This window comes from Roseiflexus sp. (genome assembly GCF_057785375.1).
In genome coordinates, this window is record NZ_JBYNRX010000070.1 from 1 (window position 1) to 23,255 (window position 23,255).

The 23,255-nt window shown below is 60.8% G+C and carries 20 protein-coding genes; 11 read left to right on the top strand and 9 right to left on the bottom strand.

Annotation, left to right across the window (positions count from 1 at the left end; all coding sequences use genetic code 11):
• Positions 1-489: 489 nt before the first annotated feature.
• On the top strand, positions 490-2,829 hold the full coding sequence (locus AC3EA7_RS12315; RefSeq protein ID WP_488614354.1) for an alpha-L-rhamnosidase-related protein: 2,340 nt from the start codon (positions 490-492) through the stop codon (positions 2,827-2,829).
• A gap of 74 nt (positions 2,830-2,903) precedes the next feature.
• On the opposite strand, the gene AC3EA7_RS12320 is transcribed toward AC3EA7_RS12315, so the two are convergent.
• The 6 genes from AC3EA7_RS12320 to glpX form a co-directional block, all read right to left on the bottom strand.
• Complete coding sequence (locus AC3EA7_RS12320) at positions 2,904-3,068, bottom strand: hypothetical protein (protein ID WP_488614373.1); 165 nt, start codon at positions 3,066-3,068, stop codon at positions 2,904-2,906.
• A complete protein-coding gene (locus AC3EA7_RS12325) occupies positions 3,043-3,327 on the bottom strand; it encodes a glycerate kinase (protein WP_488614355.1) in 285 nt (94 codons plus the stop codon). Before AC3EA7_RS12325 ends, AC3EA7_RS12320 begins: the two co-directional genes overlap by 26 nt.
• Positions 3,324-4,112, bottom strand: a complete 789-nt coding sequence (locus tag AC3EA7_RS12330; protein WP_488614356.1) for an SLC13 family permease — start codon at positions 4,110-4,112, stop codon at positions 3,324-3,326. The genes AC3EA7_RS12325 and AC3EA7_RS12330 overlap by 4 nt, the downstream gene beginning before the upstream one ends.
• 377 nt (positions 4,113-4,489) lie before the next feature.
• Positions 4,490-5,779 (bottom strand): PAS domain S-box protein, encoded by a 1,290-nt coding sequence (locus tag AC3EA7_RS12335; RefSeq protein WP_488614357.1) that lies wholly within the window; start codon positions 5,777-5,779, stop codon positions 4,490-4,492.
• Between the two features lie 484 nt (positions 5,780-6,263).
• On the bottom strand, positions 6,264-7,685 hold the full coding sequence (locus tag AC3EA7_RS12340; RefSeq protein ID WP_488614358.1) for a hypothetical protein: 1,422 nt from the start codon (positions 7,683-7,685) through the stop codon (positions 6,264-6,266).
• Positions 7,682-8,683: a class II fructose-bisphosphatase gene (glpX, locus tag AC3EA7_RS12345; RefSeq protein ID WP_488614359.1), complete on the bottom strand. Its 1,002-nt coding sequence runs from the start codon at positions 8,681-8,683 to the stop codon at positions 7,682-7,684. Before glpX ends, AC3EA7_RS12340 begins: the two co-directional genes overlap by 4 nt.
• Positions 8,684-8,847: 164 nt before the next feature.
• Here glpX and AC3EA7_RS12350 point away from each other — a divergent pair, with 164 nt between their 5' ends.
• From AC3EA7_RS12350 to AC3EA7_RS12380, 7 genes are all read left to right on the top strand, one after another.
• On the top strand, positions 8,848-10,302 hold the full coding sequence (locus tag AC3EA7_RS12350) for an aspartate ammonia-lyase (protein WP_488614360.1): 1,455 nt from the start codon (positions 8,848-8,850) through the stop codon (positions 10,300-10,302).
• Between the two features lie 133 nt (positions 10,303-10,435).
• Positions 10,436-10,591: a hypothetical protein gene (locus tag AC3EA7_RS12355; protein ID WP_488614361.1), complete on the top strand. Its 156-nt coding sequence runs from the start codon at positions 10,436-10,438 to the stop codon at positions 10,589-10,591.
• A 113-nt stretch (positions 10,592-10,704) separates the two neighbouring features.
• A complete protein-coding gene (locus AC3EA7_RS12360) occupies positions 10,705-10,908 on the top strand; it encodes a hypothetical protein (RefSeq protein ID WP_488614372.1) in 204 nt (67 codons plus the stop codon).
• Positions 10,905-12,191, top strand: coding sequence for an SAM-dependent DNA methyltransferase (locus AC3EA7_RS12365; RefSeq protein WP_488614362.1), 1,287 nt, complete (start codon positions 10,905-10,907; stop codon positions 12,189-12,191). The genes AC3EA7_RS12360 and AC3EA7_RS12365 overlap by 4 nt, the downstream gene beginning before the upstream one ends.
• A gap of 3 nt (positions 12,192-12,194) precedes the next feature.
• On the top strand, positions 12,195-13,298 hold the full coding sequence (locus tag AC3EA7_RS12370) for an ArsA family ATPase (RefSeq protein WP_488614363.1): 1,104 nt from the start codon (positions 12,195-12,197) through the stop codon (positions 13,296-13,298).
• A 389-nt stretch (positions 13,299-13,687) separates the two neighbouring features.
• On the top strand, positions 13,688-14,185 hold the full coding sequence (locus AC3EA7_RS12375) for a hypothetical protein (protein ID WP_488614364.1): 498 nt from the start codon (positions 13,688-13,690) through the stop codon (positions 14,183-14,185).
• 132 nt (positions 14,186-14,317) lie between these two features.
• Entirely contained in the window at positions 14,318-14,455 is a 138-nt protein-coding gene (locus tag AC3EA7_RS12380) for a hypothetical protein (RefSeq protein WP_488614365.1), read from the top strand.
• Here AC3EA7_RS12380 and AC3EA7_RS12385 read toward each other — a convergent pair.
• Entirely contained in the window at positions 14,449-17,190 is a 2,742-nt protein-coding gene (locus tag AC3EA7_RS12385; protein ID WP_488614366.1) for a beta-glucosidase H, read from the bottom strand. The genes AC3EA7_RS12380 and AC3EA7_RS12385 overlap by 7 nt on opposite strands.
• 886 nt (positions 17,191-18,076) lie before the next feature.
• Between AC3EA7_RS12385 and AC3EA7_RS12390 the strand changes: the two genes are divergently transcribed.
• Complete coding sequence (locus AC3EA7_RS12390) at positions 18,077-18,904, top strand: YceI family protein (protein WP_488614367.1); 828 nt, start codon at positions 18,077-18,079, stop codon at positions 18,902-18,904.
• A gap of 159 nt (positions 18,905-19,063) precedes the next feature.
• Here AC3EA7_RS12390 and AC3EA7_RS12395 read toward each other — a convergent pair whose 3' ends face one another.
• Positions 19,064-20,029: a GDP-mannose 4,6-dehydratase gene (locus AC3EA7_RS12395; RefSeq protein WP_488614368.1), complete on the bottom strand. Its 966-nt coding sequence runs from the start codon at positions 20,027-20,029 to the stop codon at positions 19,064-19,066.
• Between the two features lie 184 nt (positions 20,030-20,213).
• Positions 20,214-21,401, bottom strand: coding sequence for an amidohydrolase/deacetylase family metallohydrolase (locus tag AC3EA7_RS12400; protein WP_488614369.1), 1,188 nt, complete (start codon positions 21,399-21,401; stop codon positions 20,214-20,216).
• A gap of 384 nt (positions 21,402-21,785) precedes the next feature.
• Between AC3EA7_RS12400 and AC3EA7_RS12405 the strand changes: the two genes are divergently transcribed.
• Both AC3EA7_RS12405 and AC3EA7_RS12410 read left to right on the top strand, forming a co-directional pair.
• Positions 21,786-21,947 (top strand): hypothetical protein, encoded by a 162-nt coding sequence (locus AC3EA7_RS12405; RefSeq protein ID WP_488614370.1) that lies wholly within the window; start codon positions 21,786-21,788, stop codon positions 21,945-21,947.
• An 85-nt stretch (positions 21,948-22,032) separates the two neighbouring features.
• Positions 22,033-22,851 (top strand): enoyl-CoA hydratase, encoded by an 819-nt coding sequence (locus AC3EA7_RS12410; RefSeq protein WP_488614371.1) that lies wholly within the window; start codon positions 22,033-22,035, stop codon positions 22,849-22,851.
• Positions 22,852-23,255 lie beyond the last annotated feature (404 nt).

Sequence of the window (23,255 nt, forward strand, 5' to 3'; positions counted from 1 at the left end):
CTAAGAACTGAGAACTAAGAACTGAGAACTAAGAACTGAGAACTAAGAACTGAGAACTAAGAACTGAGAACTAAGAACTGAGAACTAAGAACTGAGAACTAAGAACTGAGAACTAAGAACTGAGAACTAAGAACTGGGGGCAGGGGTTAACCTTCGCGCCTGATGATGCACCACAGAGACACAGAGGACGCAGAGGCAAACCTTTTCCAGCCTTCCGCCGTTCTCTGTTCTACGTTTCCGCTTTACAACCTGCCTACCTGCAACCTGCAACCTCTTGCCTCTAGCCTGGTTTACCTTCCCACGTTCAACGTTCAACGTTCAACGTTCGACCTTTGACCTTCTCACCTTCAACCTTTCCCGCTCGCCTCTTGCCTCTTGCCTCGCGCCTCGCACCTCGCACCTCTCGTCTCTGCCTCTTGCCTGGATTTCCTGAAAGGTAGCATATCATAGTTCGGTCTCTATCGTGTTAGTGAACTGTTGGAGAAACGTATGAGCAAGGGACGGCTTCCCGTCTGGATTATGCCGCCGCAGAGCGCCGGGACGCCAGTGGTTGCGGCGTACCGGTTGCGTTTTCGTGTGGAGACGGACGTTGTGACGCAAGTACGGGTGAGCGCCGATGAGCGCTACGAGTTGTGGCTTGATGGTTGCCGGATAGGGCGCGGACCCGAACGTGGAACACCAGATATGTGGTTTTACGAAACATACCCGCTATCGCTTGTGGCCGGGGATCACACGCTGACGGCGCGCGTCTGGCGGTTGGGCGATCTGGCGCCGCTGGCGCAGATGAGCGCCGCGCCCGGGTTTGTGCTATGGGCTGATGCACCCTGCGCCGATTTGCTCTCGACCGGCATCGCTGCCTGGGAAGGAAAACTCTTGCCCGGCTACTCGTTCTTTCTGCCGGGACCGATACCGTATTCGCCCTGGTTCTCCGGCGCCAATCAGGTTATCGATGGGGCGTCGTTTTGTTGGGATGCAATGACAGGCAATGGCGACGGCTGGCAACCGGCGGTGCAGCGAAGGGAGGGAGAGACGCTGGTCTTCGGCATCCAGCCGCAGCATATCCTGGCGTCTGGAACGCTGCCCGCGCAACATTCCGCATTGCGCACGACAGGCATTGTTCGTCAGGTACACGCGGGAGGATGGCATACCCCGGAGATCGTGGCTGTGCCACCCGACGATGGGACAGATGAAGCACGCACTATGTGGAAAGCGCTGGCGGATGGTCGTGCACCGCTGACCCTACCGCCAGGTGGACGCTGGCAGGTTCTCTTTGACCTCACCGATTATGTCTGCGCATATCCGCATATTGTCGTATCCGGCGGACGCGGCAGCACGCTCACGATTGGTTGGGCGGAAGCATTATCCTGCGACTCTGAAGGAAGGCGCAAGGAGCATCGTGATCAGGTTCACGAGCGATATTTCATCGGCTGGATGCGGGATGTGTTCTACCCGGACGGCAAAGCGCAACGGACATTCACCACTCTCTGGTGGCGCGCCGGGCGCTATCTTCAGTTACTGGTCGAAACCGCCGATGAGCCGCTGACCATCGAGGCGTTCAAACTGGAAGAGACGCGCTACCCATTGGAGATGGAGAGTCGCCTGACGACGGATGATGATCGTCTGAACCGCTCGCTGCCGCTGATGGTGCGCGCGTTGCAGATGTGCGCCCACGAAACATATATGGATTGCCCGTATTACGAGCAGATGATGTATATCGGCGACACGCGCCTGGAAGCACTGACAACCTATGCTATCAGTCGCGACGACCGGCTGGCGCGCAAGGCGCTCATCCTGTTCGACAGATCGCGTCCGGCAAATGGCATGGTTCTGGCGCGGTTCCCGTGCCGCGACCGCCAGATCATCCCTCCATTTGCGCTCTGGTGGATTGCGATGGTACACGATTATGCCATGTGGCGCGGCGACCGGGCATGGATCGCTGATCTGCTTCCCGGCGTGCGTGCGGTACTGGATGGATTCTGGCGCCTGATCGATGCCGACGGCTTGCTTTCGCTGCCGCCGGGGTGGAATTTTGTCGATTGGGTTCCTGCGTGGCCGCTGGGTGTTCCGACTGACGGAGGCAGGGGGATCAGCGGCGTGCTCAACTGGCATCTGGCATATACCCTGCGGCTGGCGGCGGAACTTGAGCAGTGGACGGGCGAACCAGAGATGGCTCAGCAATACGAGCGCCGCTACAAACGGCTGTCGGAGCGCAGCGTGGCACACTTCTGGAACGACATGCGGGGAGTGTTCGCTGACGACCTGGGGCATACCTCGTTTTCGGAGCATACGCAAGCGCTGGCGGTGCTGAGCGGCGCGCTCGACCCGCAACAACGTCGGCGCGTTGCGGAAGGGCTGCGCTCCGATGCACGTCTGACCCGTACCTCGATCTATTTTTCTCATTATCTGTTTGAAGCGTTTTACGCTCTGAATCTGGCTGACGCTTTTTTTGAGCGGCTCGGTTTGTGGCTGGCGCTGCCGGATCAGGGGTTCAGAACCACGCCGGAACGGTCGGAGCCGACCCGGTCCGACTGTCATGGATGGGGCGCGCATCCGCTCTATCACTGCTTTGCAACTATTCTGGGGATCCGCCCGGCTTCGTTTGGGTTTGATCGCGTGGTGATTGCGCCGATGCCGGGGCGTCTGCGCGCTGTCTCCGGTGCGCTGGCACATCCGCGTGGAACAATCGATGTGGCCATCGAGCAGATGAGCGGGCGCCTGCGCGTCGAAATCAACCTACCCGATGGATTGACCGGGATATTCCGATATGGCGGCGTTGTGCAGGAATTGAAGCCGGGACGAGACGTATTGAAAATAGAACATTCAGCGTAGACAGGCAAAGAGACAGCAATGCTGCATGACAACGCCAACAAGCCGGCGGATCTGCAACTGCGGATACCCGCAATTCAGGCAACAATCGCCGTCAATGTTTTCCGCCGATCGCGCATCATATGTCGTTTCCGCGCCAGCCGCTGACCTACCAGCAGCATGCGCATAACCGTCTCTGCGCATGCTGCGGTGAGCGTGCGCGCATCGCGGATGGCATCATCGAGCGAGCAGGGACCACGCACAATGCTCTGGAATATCGATCGACACGGCCTTCAGGCGCGGGTCGAGTCCGCTCAGGTCGATATGGGCAATCTCGATCAAACCCTGACCGCCACGTGAAACCGGCGAACCGTCGGCGCGCAGGAAACGCGCTCCCAACGCCTCCGCCATCCCCACACCGCCGTCATTCGTCCCGGAGTCGCCACACCCGACCAGAATACGTTCCGCACGAAGATCAAGCGCATACCGGATCAATTCGCCTACGCGATAGGTCGTTGTCACAAAATGGGCATCCGGCGTTCGCTGCGGGAGAGAAAGAGGCGCGTTATCACCCAGCACGACAGAAAACCGCTCAGAAGTGCAAACGGCAATCCGAGCAGCAACCAGCGTCCATACGAGATACGCTCGCCGGTCATTGTGTAGACCACCTCAGACGTTACCAGATGAGCGCCGGCGCCGGTCAGCGTTGCGGCGGCGGATAGCAGAATGATGGAGGGAAAGAGCAGCGCCAGCGCACGGGTGATGCGCGGATTTGCGAGTGCGCCGCTGATAGCGCTGAAGACCGACAGCATGAGCGCCGCACGCCCCGAAGTCGCCGGAATAGCGAAGGATGTCAGCACCAGGCCGGCAGTGAGCGCATAGAAGAGCGCGTTGATGGTGCGCGCTCGCCCGGCAAGCATGTGCGCCAGCCGCACTGCCAGCCCTGAGGTGTTGACCGCTGCAGCGACAATAAAAGATGCCAGCAACAACCAGATCGTCGAGTCGCCCAGTGAGTCAAAGAATTGTTCGGGGGTTTCCCGCGTGGCAAACAGGCAGACCAGCGCAGCCACCAGACCGATGTACGTGTTGTTGATTCGCGTTGCAGCCCAACCCAGAATCGCCAGGGCGAAGGTGATGAGAACAATGCGAGTTGCGCCCGGCAGATCGGCGAGACCGGTCCAGATTCCTGCGACAATCGCACAGGCGATTGTACCGACGATGACATTGCGGAGAAGACCGGTTACTACAATGCCCGGATTCGCCTCCAGACGCCGGGTCGAATGCGGAGAGAGCGTTTTGGTCATCATAGGAGATTCCTCGTTTTGCCGGTCACATAGTCGGCTTAATGTCCGCTTAACAAGAGCAGGTGAGAGCGCAAAAAATACCGGTAGGCTGTCAGGTTTGCGGACATGCCGGAGGCTGGCGCGGATGATCCACGAAGCGCACGAATCGACACGAAGGGGATCAGGAGATCATTGCGGCATGCCGGTTCGGGGAGCGGGAGGAGTGATCGATCCGTCTGCGGACATGCCGGAGGCTGGCGCGGATGATCCGCGAAGCGCACGAAGCGACACGAAGGGGATCAGGAGATCATTGCGGCATGCCGGTTCGGGGAGCGGGAGGAATGATCGATTCGTCTTTCGCGCGCCTTTGTGCCCTTCGTGGATTGCAAAGGCAGCAGGGTTTACCGCTCCCCGTGGCGGCGTCGGTCTGCATCATTGTCCAGCGCCAGGCGCACGCCGGTCTGCAACGAGCCGGTGGTGCGGATGCCCTCCAGGCTCACGCCGAGTTGCACCAGGGTCTGCGCTACCTGTGGCTTGATGCCGGTCAGCATCACCTGCGCTCCCAGCAGGCGCACCGCCTGCGCCGCGCGCACCAGCGCATTGGCGACCTGCGTATCGACCACCTGAACCCCGGTGATGTCCACAATCGCCATTTCAGCGCGATACTCTGCCACCCCTTCGAGCAGCGCATCGACGATCTGTTGCGCCCGCGCACTGTCGATGGCGCCGACCAGCGGCATGATGACCGCCGTCTCGCTGATTGGAATGAGCGGCGTCGAAAGTTCACGGATAGCGGCGCGCTGCGCTTCGATAACCTGCTGCTGCAAGGCGAAGCGCTCCTCATCGGCGCGCTTCTGCGCGCTGATGTCGCGCGTGAAGCCGATAATCTGCGCCTCGCCGCGCGGCGACATCTGAACGTACATCGTTGCAGCCACCGGCACAATGCTGCCATCCTTGCGGCACAGGCGCGCCTCGACGGATGCCGCCGCGCCCTCCGCCAGACGCGCCAGAGCGACCTGCACCGTCCGGTGATCCTCTTCGTAAATGTATGCGAAACCATTCATGCCGATCAAAGCGTCGCCGTAGCCGGTCAGGGCCTTGTAGGAGGCGTTGGCATAGATGATGTTCCCGTTGAAGTCGGCGACGCCAATCGCATCAGGGGCGTTTTCGACGAGCGCCTCGAAGAGGCGAAGTCGCTCCTCACGCTGCAATTCGGCGGCCAGGTCCTCGAACATGCCGGTCATTGCGATGGGATTGCCGTCATTGTCGTGGATGAGGAAGGCGTTCACCCGCACCGACACGGCGCTGCCGTCGCGGCGGCGCAAACGCACGGTACTGCGCCAGACCCCTTCGCTCATTACGTTGTGTATTCCTGCCTCCAGCAGCGGCAGATCCTCATCGAAATGGAGCGCCGCAATGGACATTCCAACCGGCGCATCGTAACCGGTTAGCGCACGGAACGCGGGATTGGCATAGGTGACGACGCCATCGAGACTGGAAATGCTGATGGCTTGCGGCGCCGTCTCGACCAGCGTGCGAAACCCGAGCGACTCGTTGATTGGAGCGTCGTTGTTCGCGGATGCGGCGACGCCGCTGGAGGAACCAAGACGCGCTTCCAGTTCGCTGATGCGTTGACGCAACGCGGCGTTTTCGACTTCGAGTGCAGCGATGTTCCTGTTGGTCATGGTCATTGCGGTATGCTCCTTACGTCGTGGTAGTGTAAATGGTAACGCGACAATACGACAAACCCTTGCAGACGCTCATCTGACTGCCACGGCAGAACGCACTGCCGTGCGTCGGCGCTGCCGATAACTCCTCGTGGTCAGGTTGAACAGCAGAAATGCCGAATCGTTCTTCTTTTCGATGATACATGCAGCAGTGTACCAGGGCATTACTAGAGAAGAGGGAAGAGGCAGGAGGGAAGAGGCAGGAGGGGCGGGGGAACAGCAGACGCTTTTCGCTCCCTCTCCCTCTGTCCCCTCCTCTCCCACGAGGGGAGAGGCTCCCCCCTCCCATTCCCTTCCCCCGCTGGGGGGAGGGCAAGAGCAGACGCTTTTCGCTCCCTCCCCCCTGTCCCCCCTCTCCCACGAGGGGAGAGGCTCCCCCCTCCCATTCCCTCCCCCCCGCTGGGGGGAGGGCAAGAATGGGGCGGGGGTGGGGGGAACAGTCGAGGCGCTACAGCGTCGTCGCCAGATCGTCGCACAGGCGGATAAGGCGGTGACGCTGCGGTTCGGCAAGGGTATCGAGCAGCGGGCGCACGTGCTGTTCGAGCGCGCGCTTTGCCTGATCATTACGCTTTGCGTTGATAGCCGTGCGCACCTCGTCTATCCGCTGCACCAGCGCAGACGGCGCCTGCCCTTCGTCAACCAGAGGGCGCAGTGAGTCGTCGAGTGCCTGGCACAATTCCCACGGTCGCCACAAACCCAGGGTACGTTCGTTGAACCCATAGCCGGTCACCGGTCTGCCCGCCATCGTCCCTTTCAGGCGGGTCGGTCCGGTGAGGTAGTCAACCGGCATGCGATGCGCCGGGGCCGGCGCGAGCGGCGTACTGGTCACCACCAGATCGAGCGACGGAACGTGCAACCGGTAGGCGTCAAGAAAATAGCGCGTGTCGCCACGCACCCCGAAGAGGCGCTGGATCGGCGCGTAGAGCGGCGTGACATGCCCCTCGTCGCGGCAGTAACTGAGCGGTTCGACACGGTATTCGTCGGTGAATAATGCGCGTCCCGCCGGGTCGGTGATCGTCAGCCCGCTGAACGGGATCTCACGGTTGCGTTCGTGGCGTGCAAAATGCCGCCACAGGCTGAGTTCCCAGCCGTTATCGAGCGACATCTGCGCCCATTGGTGGCTATAGCGATCTGCCAGAACACCGGAGTACGCACCAACATACTCAGGAAACCACTGCCGGTCGAGCCAGCCAATATCGCCGCGCACCGCCTCTTCCACGCCGCGCCACCGGAGCGAGCCGCGATAGCGCAGACTCTGGAAGTAGGAGCGGGTGTTGGGTTGCCCCATGACCGTGATGGCGCCGTGGTGAACCGGACCGCCGACCGGTTGCGGCGGTTTGATGGCATCGACGATCAGATCAAGCATCAGCGGATCGCCGTGGCTGTCGCGCCCGCATACATCGAGGGTATACCCGAACGGCACGGGGGCGCCCGACGCATCGTAGCGCGCCCAGAAGCGGCTCTTCCAGCGGGGGGAATGCCAGGCGACGCCAAGGTGGCCGCGCGTGATCGTCAGGCGTTTGCGCAGCCAGCGCTTCGGCGGCAGGTCGTATGACGCGAAGGTGGTATAGCTGCCGTTCGCAAGATCGAACAGCGCCCCGAGGTGCATATCGATGCCGGAGGCGCTCGAGAACCCGGAGAGTCGCGCAAAAATGACGAAGAAGGCGTAGCGTTTCCCAGTCTGTTCGCCCTGCACGATGCCGGAGGCGTAATATGTGTCGCTTGCCATACCCTGGTATCCTTCCGCCTGCGGGAAGTGCAGTTGCGGATCGTCGGGGACGAGGAGATACGGGTAGGCGCGCCACGATAGCCGATGAAGAGCGGCGGCATCTATCGTCGGCTCCCGCTCCTTCTCGAACGCAGTCGTCACGGTTCACGCTCCTTTCTCAAGACGGCGTGGACATCAGGCAGCAGGTGTTCGGCATAAATAACCCGGCGTGTGCGCGTTTCACAGCGCAGGATGAGCGAATTGGTCTCGGCGCGGTCGCGCTGGTAGCGCACGCCGTGGAGCAGCAATCCATCGGTAATGCCGGTAGCGACGAAGAAGACCTCGTTGGTCGTCACCATATCATCGCAGGTGAGCACCTGTCGCACATCGAGACCGCGCTGTTCAATCGCCTGGCGCTCATCGGCACTCTGGGGCGCAAGGCGGGCAAGCATCGCGCCTCCAAGCGACCGCACCGCACATGCAGCGATGATGCCTTCGGCGGCGCCGCCGATCCCCATGAGCACATCGACCGGACCACCGGGCATAGCGGCGAGCACCGCGCCCGCAATATCGCCGTCGTCCGCCAGCATGACGCGCGCGCCAGCGGCGCGGATTTCGTTCACGAGATCGACGTGGCGCGGTCGGTCGAGCACAAAGACGACCAGATCGCGGATGTCTTTGCCAAGGATGCGGGCAATCAGCGCCAGCGTCCATCCGGCAGGCGCGCCAAGGCATTCCGGCACCAGCGCGTGCGCTGTTTCGCGACTGACGACCAGTTTCTCCATGTATGCCGCCGGCGCAGGCGACCAGAGCGCACCACGCGGCGCGACCGCTGCAACAGAGATGGCGCCGGAGCGTCCTTGCGCCAGGAGACGCAACCCATCGACCGGATCGACGACCACATCGACCGGCAGACCGCCGCGCCCGACGCGCCGACCGCTGACGAGGGCAGCCTGGGTCTTCAGGCGCCCTTCCTCGCCGACAACGATGCAGCCGTCGAAATCGAGCAGATCGAGCGTCGTCGCCATGGCGTGTTCGGCGGCGGCATTGGCTTCACTATGCTGACCGAGCCCCATCCAGCGCCCGGCGCTGATGGCGGCGGCTTCGGTCGCTCGCACGAGATCAAGCCCGGTGTTGCGACTGAGGTGCGTGACACTCATAACGGCACACGAGATACTTTCCTCTGTGGCATCATCAGTGTAGGACAGAGCGTGATCACTGTCAACGCGCGAAGAAACACACATAGCGCACCGCATCGCAGCGCATAGCGGGATTCATGGTACCATTAGCGCGGTGGTCGTTCCCAAAGGAGAGGAGGAAGTCTATGCCCGAAGGACTCCGCATCGAGAAAGACTCGCTCGGCGAAGTGCAGGTGCCGGCGAATGCGCTGTATGGCGCACAGACGCAACGCGCCGTAATGAATTTCCCTGTGAGCGGCATGCGTCCGTACCCGGCATTCGTCTGGGCACAGGCGATGATCAAGCGCGCTGCTGCGGAAGTGAACCGCAACCTTGGACTGTTCAACGATGTCACGATTGGCGACCGCACGATTAGCGGCCGCCAGATCGCCGACGCTATCATTCAGGCCGCCGATGAAGTGCTCGACGGGCAGCATGCCGATCAGTTCGTCGTCGATCCGTTCCAGGCAGGCGCAGGCACCAGCCACAACATGAACCTCAATGAGGTGATTGCCAACCGCGCCAACCAGATCCTCGGCTTTGCCATCGACGATCCGAAGAAACCGGTCAGTCCGAACGACCACGTCAACATGGCGCAAAGCACAAATGACACCATTCCGACCGCGATTCGTCTCGGATGCCTCTGGCGCCTCGACGAATTGCTGGCAGCCATCGACCGGCTTGCCGATGCGCTCGAAGCGAAGGCGGAAGAATTCGATCCGATCGTCAAGTCGGGACGTACTCACCTGCAAGATGCCGTGCCGGTGCGTTTGGGCCAGGAGTTCGGCGCGTATGCGCTGGCGGTGCGCCGTGATCGTGAGCGGATCGAGGTTGCCGCCGACCGTCTGCGTCGCCTGGGCATTGGCGGCACCGCCGTCGGCAGCGGTTTGAATGCCCACCCCGAATACCACGGACGCATGGTGGAGCGCCTGTCGGAACTGACCGGGCAGGAACTGCGCTCGGCGGACAATCTGTTTGAGGCAATGCAGAGCATGGCCGATCCGGCGGATTTCTCGGCGTCGCTGCGCACATTGTGCATCACGCTGACGCGCATTGCGAACGACTTCCGCCTGCTGGCGTCTGGACCAACCACCGGTCTCGATGAGATTCGTCTGCCGGCGGTGCAACCCGGGTCGAGCATCATGCCGGGCAAGGTCAACCCGGTACTGGCGGAAATGCTGAACATGGCGTGCTTCCACGTCCAGGGGTGTGATCTGACGGTGTCGCTGGCAGCACAGGCGGGGCAACTCGAACTGAATGTGATGATGCCGATCATCGCGCACAATCTGTTCGAGATGATGCACGTCCTTATCGGCGCCATCAACGCATTCACCGAGAAGTGTGTCGTCGGCATCACCGCCAATCCTGAGAAAGCGACCGGCTGGCTGGCGAAGAACCCCATCCTGGTGACGGCGCTGAACCCGGTCATCGGCTACCTCAACGGTGCGGCGGTCGCTAAAGAGGCGCTGGCGAGCGGCAAGACGATCAAGGAAGTGGTGGTCGAGAAGGGTTTGCTCACTGCCGAGCAGGTTGATGAACTTCTCGATGTACGCGCAATGACCGAAGGCGGGATCATGGGCTTCGGCGGCGGCGGCGGGTAAGCGGTTGTCTAAGTGTTGGAGGACGGCTTATCGAGTATTCACGCTCGCGCGCCTGTGCGTACAAATGACGACGGGACATGGATGCGCACGGATGGCAACCGACTCACACGTATGGAGGTGTACACCTTTTGCATTGGTTAGCGGACACTTTCACGAGCGCGACTCTGCGGTTGCTGCGTTTGACCTGATCGTTGCTGAAGATGCGGTTGTTGGGCGTCGTCACACGCCGTCGGCGCTGGCTTCAACAGGAGCAGCCGGCGCCGACCACGACAAGTCGGGCGATGCGTGAAAGGACGCAGGGCAGCGATCGACGAGTCGAAGGACCAGGCATGAAACCGAATTTGACGCTGGCTCTTCTGAAGCAAATCCGCCTGGCAAAAAGTCTACGGTTTGGGTTATTCTTTGCTGATATTCGTCTACAAGAAGACCGATAATCAACAGAAATCTATGGGGAATCTGAGCATCAAGCATACAATCTTTGTCAGTAAGGAGCACACCGCAGATTTCCAAACGACTACAGGTTTGCGGCAAATTCTCGAAAACAATGGCAACAAGGATGACATCATGCGTCTGTTGAGGTTTATCAGGCTGATTTCTTCCGCATGAATTGGTCTGAGATTTTGGAGACACTACCTGAGCCAATTCTTGTCATAGGCAATCCTCCATGGGTCACAAATGCAACATTAAGCACCCTGGACAGCAATAATCTTCCACAGAAATCGAACTTCGACAATCTTCGGGGCATTGATGCGCTTACAGGTAAGAGCAATTTCGATATTTCAGAATGGATGTTGAGAAAGAGCATTGAATGGCTCGATGGCAAACATGGCGCGCTTGCGATACTATGCAAAACATCAGTGGCGCGTAAGGTTCTTTTGTACGCCTGGCAGCACGATCTACGAATTGAATCGGCATCGGTATATATTTTCGACGCTCATGAACATTTTGGAGCTTCAGTTGACGCCTGCCTGCTGTTCGTTCGAAGCAATCCCACAGGTAAAAGCAAGGAATGTTCTGTTTTTCGTTCCTTTCATGCGCAAAAACCTGATACGGTGTTCGGATTACAGGATGGAAGGATCGTGGCTAATGTCAAATTATACCAAAAATGGAAGATGCTTGCGGGAATAACTCTTAAGGGCTGGCGATCAGGCATAAAACACGATTGCAGTAAGGTCTTCGAATTGCATGTTGAGCATGGAAATCTTGTTATCGGCCTGAGAGAAGTCGTTGACATTGAACCAGATGTGCTCTATCCGTTGCTGAAAAGTTCCGATCTCGCATCACTCCGGAATCCGCGGCTTTGGATAGTTGTTCCGCAGCGAACAATCCATGATGAGCCGTACCGTCTCAAAATGGAAGCTCCCAGAGCTTGGAATTACCTTCACGAGCATGCGCATCTTTTGGAAAGAAGAAAGAGTTCAATATACAGGAAACGTCCACCCTTTTCGATCTTTGGGGTTGGACCATATTCTTTTGCTCCGTGGAAGGTTGCTATCTCAGGTTTATACAGGAAAATGGAGTTTGTTCAAGTCTCGCCTTTTCAAGGGTGTCCAGTCGTTCTCGATGATACCTGCTATTTCTTTCCATGTCATTCCGAAGAGGAGAGCCGCCTATTGTACGAACTCGTGATGTCCGAACCTGCCAGGGAGTTTTGGTCTTCCTTGATTTTCTGGGACGCAAAGCGACCGATTGCGGCTCAGTTGCTCAACTCGCTTGATCTGATGGCTCTTGCCCGGCTCATGAACAAGGAGTGTGATACTGCGCGAATGCTTGCGGAACGTCAGATGGTGGAATACACGGCGGGATTGCACCAGAGACTCCTTTTCAGAGAAGAAACCGCCGATTATGAGAGTGAACCGGTGCGCGATAGAGCATCCTGGAAAGTCTAGACCGTGGCAAAACTTCTCGTCTATACCGGATCGCCGGGCGTGGGCATCAGTCTTGCGGCAGCGGCAGAGGCAATGCGCTCTGCCGACGCTGGAAAGCGCACAGTGCTGCTGACCTATGGTTCGACGGCGGGGCTGAGTGCGCTGTTGGGCGTTGCTGTCGGCAACACGCCGGTGGAAGTTGCGCCGCGCCTCGACGCCGTTGCGCTCGATGCCCGCAGCGAACTGTCAGCCGCGTGGGAAGAAACGCGCACCACACTCCTGCCGCCGTTCAGCACGCTCGCCGGAGATGAACTCCCTCAACCGCCTTCGTCTAATGCTGCGTTTGCGCTGCTCCGCATCCGTGAACTTGTCCGCACCTATGAGCGCGTCATTGTGGACGCCGGTCCGCACGATCCGCTGATCGAAGCGCTCGGCGTCCCCGACAATCTGCGCTGGATCGCGCGACTGCTCATTGGTCTCGATGGCCAGCCGGCGCAGGGGTCACTGCTGCCGGGGTTGCTGCTGCCGCCGGAGTTCACGAGCAATCTGCGACAGGTACTGACAGAAGCCGAACGCTTACGCAGCCTGCTCGACGCGCCTGCGGGCATGGTCTGTTATGTACTGCGCCCCGATGCGGCGGCGCTGGCGGAGGCGCGCCTGGCAATCCCCGCCATTCAGTTGCACGGCGTGACCGTCGGCGCGCTGGTTGCCGGTCCGCTCCTACCGCCGAACCCCGAAGACGTGCGCCTGGCGCCGCTCGAACGGTTGCAGGCGGCGCTGCTCGACGAAGCCGCCGCGCTCTGGTCTGCGCGACCGCTGCTCCGGCTCGACATCGGCGCGACTGCCGGGGGACATCTGCCGGTGCTGCTCGCCGGGCGCGCGATGGGTGACGCGGGTGCGGCAAAGGTGCGTTCGCCCATTGGCAACGAGTATCGCGGCGAACCGGCGCTGACCTTTGAACTCCCTGGTCTGCCGCAGGGCGCCATCGGGTTGACCCTCAGCGGCGATGACCTGATCGTGCGGCTTGGACCCTACCGACGGCATGTGCCGTTGCCGCCGCGTCTGCGCGGCGTCCGCGCCGTGCGCGCCACCCGCGAGGGCGATCTGCTCGTGGTGCGGAAAAGGTGATCTGGAGATAGCAAAAAACCGGCTCGTGAAACCTCTGGGGTTGTCTCTGATCGGGATCATGCTCCTCGCGATCATCGGGCAGACCCCGATATATGCCCGGCAGGACGTGTTTGCCGATCTGGCCTTCGAAGCGATCTGGCAACGCACCGACGCTGCAGTGGTTGCACGCCAGGCGACGGCGTCCTGCCTCTGGGGTCCAGAGCCGTTGAGCGCGGGTCTCCGCGAACCCTATGCTCAATCGCCCGATGGCACGCGCCTGGTCCAGTATTTCGACAAGGCGCGGATGGAGATCAATCACCCGACTCTCAACCGTAATACGTCCTGGTTTGTGACCAACGGCTTATTGCCGATTGAACTCATATGGCATTCCGCGGGCATTTCTCGTTCACATGGAGACCCAGAGCCGAGAACTTGGCCGCCTGTTTGTGTTCGGCATGCCGGTCAGCAGCGCCCATTGGGTCACGGTGCGGGTTGGCGGGATCGAGCAGCCGGTCATGTTCCAGGTTTTCGAGCGGCGCATCCTCACCTACACGCCGCGCAATCCTCCGCTGTTCCGGGTTGAGTCGGGGAATGTAGGACGCCACTACCTGCAATGGCGCTATCCCGCGCCAGTTCTGGACGTGAGCCCGCCGCAGGGACCGGCAGGGTCTGCGTTCACGCTGCGGATCACAGGACTTCCGCCGCGGGAACAGGCGGTGGTCACTGTCACACCGGCGCCAGCGGATCCTGTGTTGCGGTACACGGTCACAGGGAGCGAGCAGCCGGTCACATTGACCATTCCAACGTCAACCGAATCATCGCAGGGCATATGGGCCGTGACCGTTCAGCGCACTGCGATCTCGCCGATTATCCAGTCAGTCGTCCGTTTCGACGTCACAGCGCCGTGAGCGCCGAGGGAACGCACCGGGCGGCGTCGGGGCTGGCGCGGTCGGGGTCGGTCGGTGCAGATGAGCGTCGCCACGCCGGGCAGGGTATAGACTGGGAGCCGGGTGCGGGTGAGTGTGTGTCGGTGTTCCCCGGTGCAGTCAGCGTTGGTGACGGTCATCTCTGCCAGAGGTGAGGAGCAGGGATGGCGCCAGGCGGCGCCGGGGCTGGCGCGGTCCGGGTTGGTCGGCGCAGATGACCGTCACCACGCCGGGCAGGGCAGACATCACTGAATCTGCGCCAGATCCGCCGCAATCGCGCCCAGCAGCTCCGGCGTGATCCGATCCGGCGCGAACCCGGCCATCTGTGCCAGTGTCAGCCCCATCATAACGCCGACGCCAGCCTGTTCGACGAAGCCGGGCATGTGGCGCTCCAGCACTGCGCGTGCGCCGTCGTGTTCGATCAACGCTTTGACCGGCGAATCGACGCTCAGTTGCACTGGCGGCTTTGCCGGTCCGTCGAAGACGACGGAGTCGCTGAGGCGAAAGACCGCGCGCCCCCGGATGTCCTGCGACGAACTGCCCACAAGAGCCTCGAATTCGCCCATCTCGGCGACCCAGGCATGCTGTGCATCGTCCCAGTACGCCAGCGCCTTGCGATCCAGATGGAGCGTGACGGTTTGTGTTTCACCCGGTTGCAGCGCGATCTTGACGAACCCTTTCAGATCCTTCTCCGGTCGGGCGACACGCGCAGCAATGTCGCGCACGTAGAGTTGCACTACCTCCTGGCCGGCGATCACCCCGGTGTTGGTGATGTCAATCTGCACGGTGAGCCGATCATCAGGACCGATGACATCAGCGCTCAGATGCAGGTTGTCGTAGCGGAACGTGGTGTATGAAAGACCGAAGCCGAAGGGGAAGAGCGGCGCAACCTTCTTCTTCTCATAGTAACGGTAGCCGACGAAGATGCCTTCGCCGTAGCGCACCCGCCCGTTTTCGCCGGGGTAGTTGATATATGCCGGGTTGTCTTCCAGCCGCATCGGGAAGGTCTGCGGCAGCCTGCCCGACGGGTTGACATCGCCGAACAGCACGTCGGCAATGGCGTTGCCGCATTCCTGACCGGGGTACCATGCTTGAAGAACCGCCGCCACCCGATCCAGCCACGGCATGGTTACCGGCGAACCGGTTTGCAATACCACGATTGTGCGCGGATTAGCGGCTGCCACCCGCTCGACCAGTTCGTTCTGCCTGCCGACCAGGTCCATGTGCGGGCGGTCATGCCCTTCGCTCTCCCAATCGGCGTTCAGACCGACGAAGACCAGCGCAACGTCGGATTGGGCCGCCAGGGCTGCAGCGCGCTCGATGGCGTCTTCGGCGACTGGCGGCAGATAGCCAAGCCGCACGGCGGCAAGCATGGCTGCGCCCTGATTGCTATACTCCAGGCGGAGCGCGTATGTTTGCCCCGCTTCGAGTTTGGCCGACGCCGTCGCTTCGGCGCTGCCCGCGCCAAAGAACGCATCGCCGCGCGTTTGCGCCGTCCAGTTGTCGATAAGAAGTGCATCGTTGACGAAGAGACGGCTCAACCCGGCACTGATCAGGCTAAAGGTATGCACGCCGCTTTCGACAGGCACGAAATACGCAGTGAAGCGCACCGAAAATTGGCGTGGATCGACGCCCGGCGCCACCTCGCCAAGCCAGACCTGCTCACTGCTCTCAGTTGTCGTCTGATAGACCGGATCGCCGGTCAGGTCGCTGCTGTTGTAGTAGGCGACCGTAAACCCACGCCCGGCGCCGCCGCCCGGCGTCACCAGCGTGCTATCGAGGCGCGGGAGGTTGCGATGGTTCGTACAGCCGATTTCATACCCCAGCGTCACCCGGTCGCCGACCCGCGCCGCGATGCCGTCGTAGGGCGAGATGGCGTAGTGCGCGTTGACCTGTGCGCTTCCGCCGCCCATGATCTGCGCCGTTTTTGCGTTGGGTCCGATGATTGCAATCGACGACAGGCTCGCCAGGTTGAGCGGCAGAATGCCGCCATCATTCTTGAGCAGCACCATACCCTCGGCGGCTGCGCGGCGGATAAGCGCACGATGCGCAGGACGATCAATCGCCTGCTCAGGAGGGATCTCCGGGTTCTCAAAGGCACCGACACGCGCAATCGTGCACAGCATGTGGCGCACCGATTCGTCGATGGACGCCATGCTCACCTGACCGTTTTCGACGGCGGCGATCAAGCGCTCACCGCGCCAGCGCGTCGGTCCCGGCATTTCCAGGTCCAATCCATTGGCCGCCGCCTCGACCACGCTCTTCGTGCCGAACCAGTCGGACATCACAATACCGTCGAAGCCCCATTCGCGCTTGAGGATATCGACCAGCAGCATTGGATGTTCACTGGCGTACACGCCGTTGACGCGATTGTACGCTGCCATAACCGCCCAGGTCTTCGCTTCCTGCACTGCGGCACAGAAGGGAGGCAAATAGATCTCGCGCAGGGTGCGCTCATCGACCTCGGAACTGATCGTGTTGCGCTCGAATTCCGAGTCGTTACACACATAGTGCTTAACCGTCGCACCAACGCCGCGCCGCTGCAATCCGGTGATGTAGGCGACCGCCATACGCGCCGAGAGGTATGGATCTTCGGAATAGCATTCGAAGTTGCGCCCATTGAGCGGTGAGCGGTGGATATTGACCGTCGGCGCCAGCAGGAGGCGCGCCCCTTTGGACTGCGCCTCTTCCGCCAGCGCTTCGCCGACCTCTTCGACGAGGCTGGTGTTCCACGTGGCTGCCAGCGCAATCCCGACGGGGAAGCACGCAGCGGTGACGGCGCCGCCGACAAAGCCGCCTGCGCCGCGTGCGCCGTTTGGTCCGTCTGTGACCTTGATCGCGGGAATACCCAACCGCTCGATGGGGGTGGTCGTCCACATACTCGATCCTGCCAGGAGCGCGACCTTCTCCGCCAGCGTCATCTGCTGCAACAGCGAATTGATGCGCGCTTCTACGTCTTTGGTGAGAGCGACTCCGGTGTCGGTCATGGTGCTGTTCTCCCTGGAATATCCTCAATGGCGAATGTTGTCGGGCGCTCTTAGCATACCACGAGTCATGGACGTGCGCTTCATCCTTCTATGAACGCATGTGTTTACGCTTCTCCTGGGAGCGAGGGCATCCTGCCCTCAAGCACTGGCGCAGGCGAGACGCCCGCGCTCCCAGGTTTGCAGAGTTGCCCAACTCTAAACACGCACCGATGAACGTAACTGTTCACCGTTGGGGGCAACAACTCCGCCAGCCGATCAAGACGGGGGGGCGGGGTGACCTTTGAGAACAACATCTAACGGTCGATAAACGCCAGCGTATGACGCCCCGCCACCCCAGGGCATTGTGCAGACACGACGCCAGCACACCCAGGGATGGCGTGCAACCCCACAGACAGGCGCGCGTTACCCGTCACTCATCACAACCCGGCGGCAACGCCAGCGCTCCCAGGAACAGTGTGAACAGTCACCCACAAACACCAGGAGATGATCCGAAAAAGTTGGATAGGTGAAGGCAGCGCCTTCACCTATCATTCAGACGCGCTCTCACAGAGCGAACAACCAGATGTTGCACAATAGTGGACCGTGTTGGACGTCCCACGGCTGACGCTGGCTTCGACAGGCTCAGCCAACGTCAGCCGCTCCGTACCCTTGATTGCCCAAGATCGCGTGACGGCGCGGCGCGGGCAGCGATCCTGCAGCCAGCGTTAGCCGCTCCATGTCCCTGATTGTCCAGGTTTTGGTCGATCGCACTCTAAGACGATTCTCATCTCATCTGCACTCTTTTCAAAACAATCCGAAGATATGATTACGTATGCCTTCATGAGGCAGTCGTCCACACCGGCGCTCGTGCGCTGTTCTGTTCACAGTTAAAAGGAGAAACCCGAATATGAATCGAAACCGTGCGCTTCTGGCAGCCGTCGCTGCACTCATCGTCGTTGTCGCCGGTTGGTGGATTTTCGACAGTGTATTAGGCGACACACAGCCCGCCAGCGGACCGATGACCCCCATTCCGATCAACATGCAGCCCACAGGTGCGCCTGAGCCAACCGCTGTGCCTGGCAACCCGACGCCGGCGCAGCCCGGAGAAACCGTTGCTGCGGCGACGGCGCCGCCCGCGCCTGCTGCGCCAACCGAGGCGCCAACGGCGCCGCCTGCCGATACTGCGCCCAATGAAGTCATCCGCTATCAGATCGCATCCGACGAGTCGACCGTCAGTTTTCGGATTGCCGAAGACCTGCGTGGCCAGCGGATTGAGGCGGTCGGCACGACGAACCAGGTTGCCGGTGAACTTGCGATTAACCCAAGCGATTTGACGACAGCGCAGATCGGCGTGATCCGGGTGAATGCCCGCACGTTTGCGACCGACAGCAGTAATCGGGATCGTGCGATCCGCAACTTTATTCTGAACACCGACCAGTACGAGTTTATTACCTTCACGCCGACGGGCATCGAAGGACTGAGCGGCAGCGGCGCGCTTAATCAGCCGTTTACCTTTACCATCCGGGGCGATCTGACCATCCGCGACATCACGCGACCGGTGGCATTCGAGGCAACGGTGCGCGCCGAGTCTGCCGAACGGCTCGCTGGCATCGCCACCACAACGGTGAAGCGGAGTGATTACAACCTCCAGATTCCAAGCGTTCCCTTCGTGGCGAATGTCAGTGATGACGTGGTGCTGACCATCGAGTTCGTGGCGCTGGCGGCAGCGCAGTAAGCGACAGCGAGAGAATTGACAAGGAAAAGGGCGTCCTGACGCCCGTTTTCCCCTCATCCCCCTTCTCCTCTCGTCGGAGAAGGGGGTTTGCGCTTCCGAATGTCTGAAACGGGCGATTCAGCATGAGGGCTTGCCGAAAACGTCTACCTTTGTGGGGATTTATCCGTCCGATGCCAGCCGCTCCCGCCAGTACGCCATCAATTCCTCGACGATCATTGGCACAGTGATCTGCGGTTGCCATCCCGTCGCCCGGCGCAACTTCGTGTTGTCTCCCACGAGCAACGGTTCATCGGACGGACGAAGGCGCGCCGGATCGATGCGCACCTCCGTCCGCACACGCCCGTGTCGCTGCACCAGGGCGACAATATCGCCGATGCGGGTTGCGATGCCGGAGCAGAGATTGTAGATTTCGCCGGATGCGCCGTGTTCAAGCAGCAGCCAGAGCGCGCGCGCCACATCGCGCGTATGCGTAAAATCGCGCCGCGTTTCCAGATTGCCGACATATATGACCGGTTCCTGGCGATCACGCTCGATCAGCGCCATCTGACGGCAGAATGTCTGGATGGCGCACCGATCCCCCTGGTGCGGTCCCACGTGGTTGAATGAGCGGGTGACCACCACGTGCATGCCATAGTTGGCCGCGTACTGCAAACCGCTCAATCCGGCGGCGACTTTGCTGACGCCGTAAGGGCTGAGCGGGCGCGTGGGATGCGTTTCGGGAATCGGCGTTTCCTCCGGCTGAACCCAACCATACTCAGCGCTCGTGCCCGCGATATGCACCCGCGCGCGCGGCGCGCAGCGCCGCACCGCCTCGAGCAGGTTGATCGTCCCTTCGACGTTGGTGCGCATCGTGACGATTGGCGCATCCCACGACTCACTGGGGTAACTCTGCGCTGCCAGATGGTAGACGCGATCGGGCGCTGCCCGCTCCACCGCGCGCAAGACCGAATACGGGTCTTCGATATCCCCTTCGTGCAAGGTGATGCGCCCTGTGAGATGTGCGATCGGGCGCGTATCGCTCCGCCAGCGCTTGAAAGCATGAACCTCGACGCCAGGCAGCGTTACCAGATAGTCTGCCAGGGCGCTGCCGACCGGACCGGTGATGCCGGTAATGAACACACGCACAAGATTTCCTCCGTATGCCTTCATGCCATCGCTCTGCGCCGCCGCCCAATTCTGCTCTCGTGGCAGCCCCACTGGGGCTTGGCCGACCTGAGCAAGTTGGGTAGGCGAAGGCAGTGCCTTCGCCTACCCGTTCGCACGTTAGTCAGCGATTATGATGTATGCCCAGACCCGATCGCCACAGCCGCTATTGCCGGTCAAGAATCCGCCGCTGATGCTCCGGCAGGATCGCCCAGATTGCCGGTGGACGTTCTGGCATGCGTGGTAGCGCCATTCCACCAACAATTGTCGTGGTGCACGTCAACCGCCGATTGCCGCGACGCGCATTCATCTCAACGTCGAAAAAGGTGCAATCGCCTTCCTCGATGCGAAAGATGGCAACATCACCGGGGCTGCCGGGATGGAGCGTTCCGAGTTCGGGCTTACCAATTGCCAGCGCCGGTCGGCGCGTCGCCCGATCAATGACATCGGGCAACGCCATGCCCAGGTTGAGGAACTTTGAGAGGGTCGTTGGCAGATCGAACATCGGACCCTGGACGCTGATCTGGTGAATGTCGCTGCTGATGATATCCGGCAACACTCCTTCCTGAAGCGCTGCTTCAGCAGTGCGGTAACTGAACGATCCCGTGCCGTGCCCGATGTCGAGCAGAACGCCGCGCTGCTGCAATTCCCGCGCAACCGGGGAGAGACGCCCATCTGCGGTGAGCAGGCGATGCGTTCCGCCGGTGAAGCAGTGCGTCAGAATGTCGCCAGGGCGCAGCAGCGCGACAATCTCTTCCAGCGGAGGCGGTCCATTGCCGATGTGCACCATGAGCGGCAGCGCCACCCGGTCGGCGAGGGCGCGCGCCAGGTGCAATGGGCGAATGCCGACGCCGCGCGTCGTATTATGGTCGATACGCGCCTTGATCCCCACGATGATGTCGCGGTTCTCCTCAACCGTCCTGATCGCCAGATCGACGTCGCAGTAGTCAAGGTTGGCGAACTCCCAGGTTGGCGCGATCAGCCCAATCGCCGAGAGGTTGAGAAAAGCAAATGTGCGCACCCGGCCGGCAGCGCAGATAAACTGGCGAAACCCTGGAAAACTGTAGGCGCCGGCGCTGCCCGCGTCTACCCAGGTCGTCACACCGCTGCGCGCCGCAACCGGATCCGCCTCAATGCCCCAGTAGGTGGCGCCCCAATAGACATGGGTGTGCAGATCGACCAGCCCCGGGGTGACGATCTGCCCTGCGGCGTCAATCACCTCGCGCGCCTGCGCCGGATCGAGCGACGGCGCCACGGCTGCGATGCGCCCGTCGCAGATCGCAACATCGGCAGGAGCGTCCAGATCATTTGCCGGGTCAATGACATGTCCGCTGCGAATAAGAAGGTCGTACATAGGTTGCTCGTTGCCGGGCTAAGCGGAACTGTGTGACGGATATTATCTACGGAGAGGCGCGGGAATGCAACTGCCGCGCCCATGCGGCCAGGAGATCGTTTACCTCAATTGACGCCCAAGCAGACATTAGTTCGATCCGAAGCAGATCGAGACGACGGTCTGTGTTGCGTTCACGTTGCATGAGTCCCTCTCCTGGGGTTGATGATAGCCTGAAGCAGTGTTAGCATCCAGGCGCACACCCCTTAGCGGGGATTTTCAGAACACACTTTTAGGAACATGAGTCCACTGCAAAAAGGCTTAACCACAAAGGACACGAAGTGCACGAAGGTGAATAAACATGAAGCGCCTTTCCTTTGTGTCCCTTGGCGACCAAGGTGAATAAACATGAAGCGCCTTTCCTTTGTGTCCCTTGGCGACCTTCGTGGTTTACAGCTTTTTGCAGTGAAGTCATGGATGAGTCCACTGCGCAAAGGCTTCACCACCAAGGGCACAAAGCGCACAAAGGTGAATAAAAACGAAAAGGATTTCCTTTGCGTCCCTTGGTGACCTTCGTGGTTACCTTCGTGGTTACCGCTTTTTGCAGTGAAGTCAAACATGTATCAGGTCCATCATTGACAGAGAGGAGATTGCCATGCAAACAACCGCCACCCTTCCCGCCGCCGAGCCGTATGTTATCGTCGCCCGCGACGCGCGCGGCGTGGTACGGCTGACCCTGAACCGTCCACGGCAGTTCAATGCGCTCTCCGAGGAAATGCTCGCCGCGCTTCAGGCGGAACTCGACGCCATCGCCGCCGATCCGCAGGCGCGCGTGGTCGTGATCGCCGGTCAGGGGAAAGCCTTCTGCGCCGGGCATGACCTGAAACAAATGAGGGCGAACCCCAGCCAGGAATACTATGAAGAACTGTTTGCCCGCTGCTCGCAGGTGATGCTGACGATCCAGCGCATGCTGCAGCCGGTGATCGCGCGCGTGCATGGGATTGCCACGGCAGCCGGGTGCCAGCTCGTCGCCATGTGCGACCTGGCTGTCGCCTCGGAGGATGCGAGGTTTGCGGTATCTGGCATCAACGTGGGGCTGTTTTGCTCCACGCCGGCCGTGGCGCTGTCGCGCAACGTGGGGCGCAAAGCCGCCTTCGAGATGCTCGTTACCGGCGAATTCATCGATGCCCGCACCGCACAGGCGCTCGGATTGGTCAATCATGTCGTCCCCGCCGCCGATCTCGACGCTGAGGTGCAGCGCCTGGCCGATGCCATCGTCGCCCGACCGGCGGAAGCCATTGCGCACGGCAAGTCGCTCTTCTACCGCCAGATTGAAATGGGCATCGCCGACGCCTATCGGCTGGCGGGAGAGACGATGGCGTGCAACATGATGGAACCGTGCGCGCAGGAAGGGATCGACGCCTTCATCGAAAAACGCCCTCCGGCGTGGGCGTCGGGCAAAAACACTACGTAGAGGCGTTGCGCTGCATTGCCGCCGGTGCGGTGCATAGTATCGTTTGCAAACGACGCACGGTCATATGGCTAAACGGCATCCATCCTGCTCTCACATCCATCATCGGGCAATGCTATGACTCTGTTCAAATGCAGATACCGCATTGAAACCGCCCGTTTGCGCGGATAGGATTATGGCAGCGCTGGTTGGTATGTTGTCACCATCTGCACCCGCAACCGCCAACTATTTTTCGGCGCGGTGGAAAACGGCGTCGTGCGACTTTCGCCCATCGGCGAAATGGCCCGTGATCATTGGCTGCAAATCCCCGCCACACCACGGCGAATGTGGCAATCGATGCGTTCGTGGTGACGCCCAATCATATCCACGGGAGTGTGGTGATTGTGGAACCACCCGGCGGCGTAGAG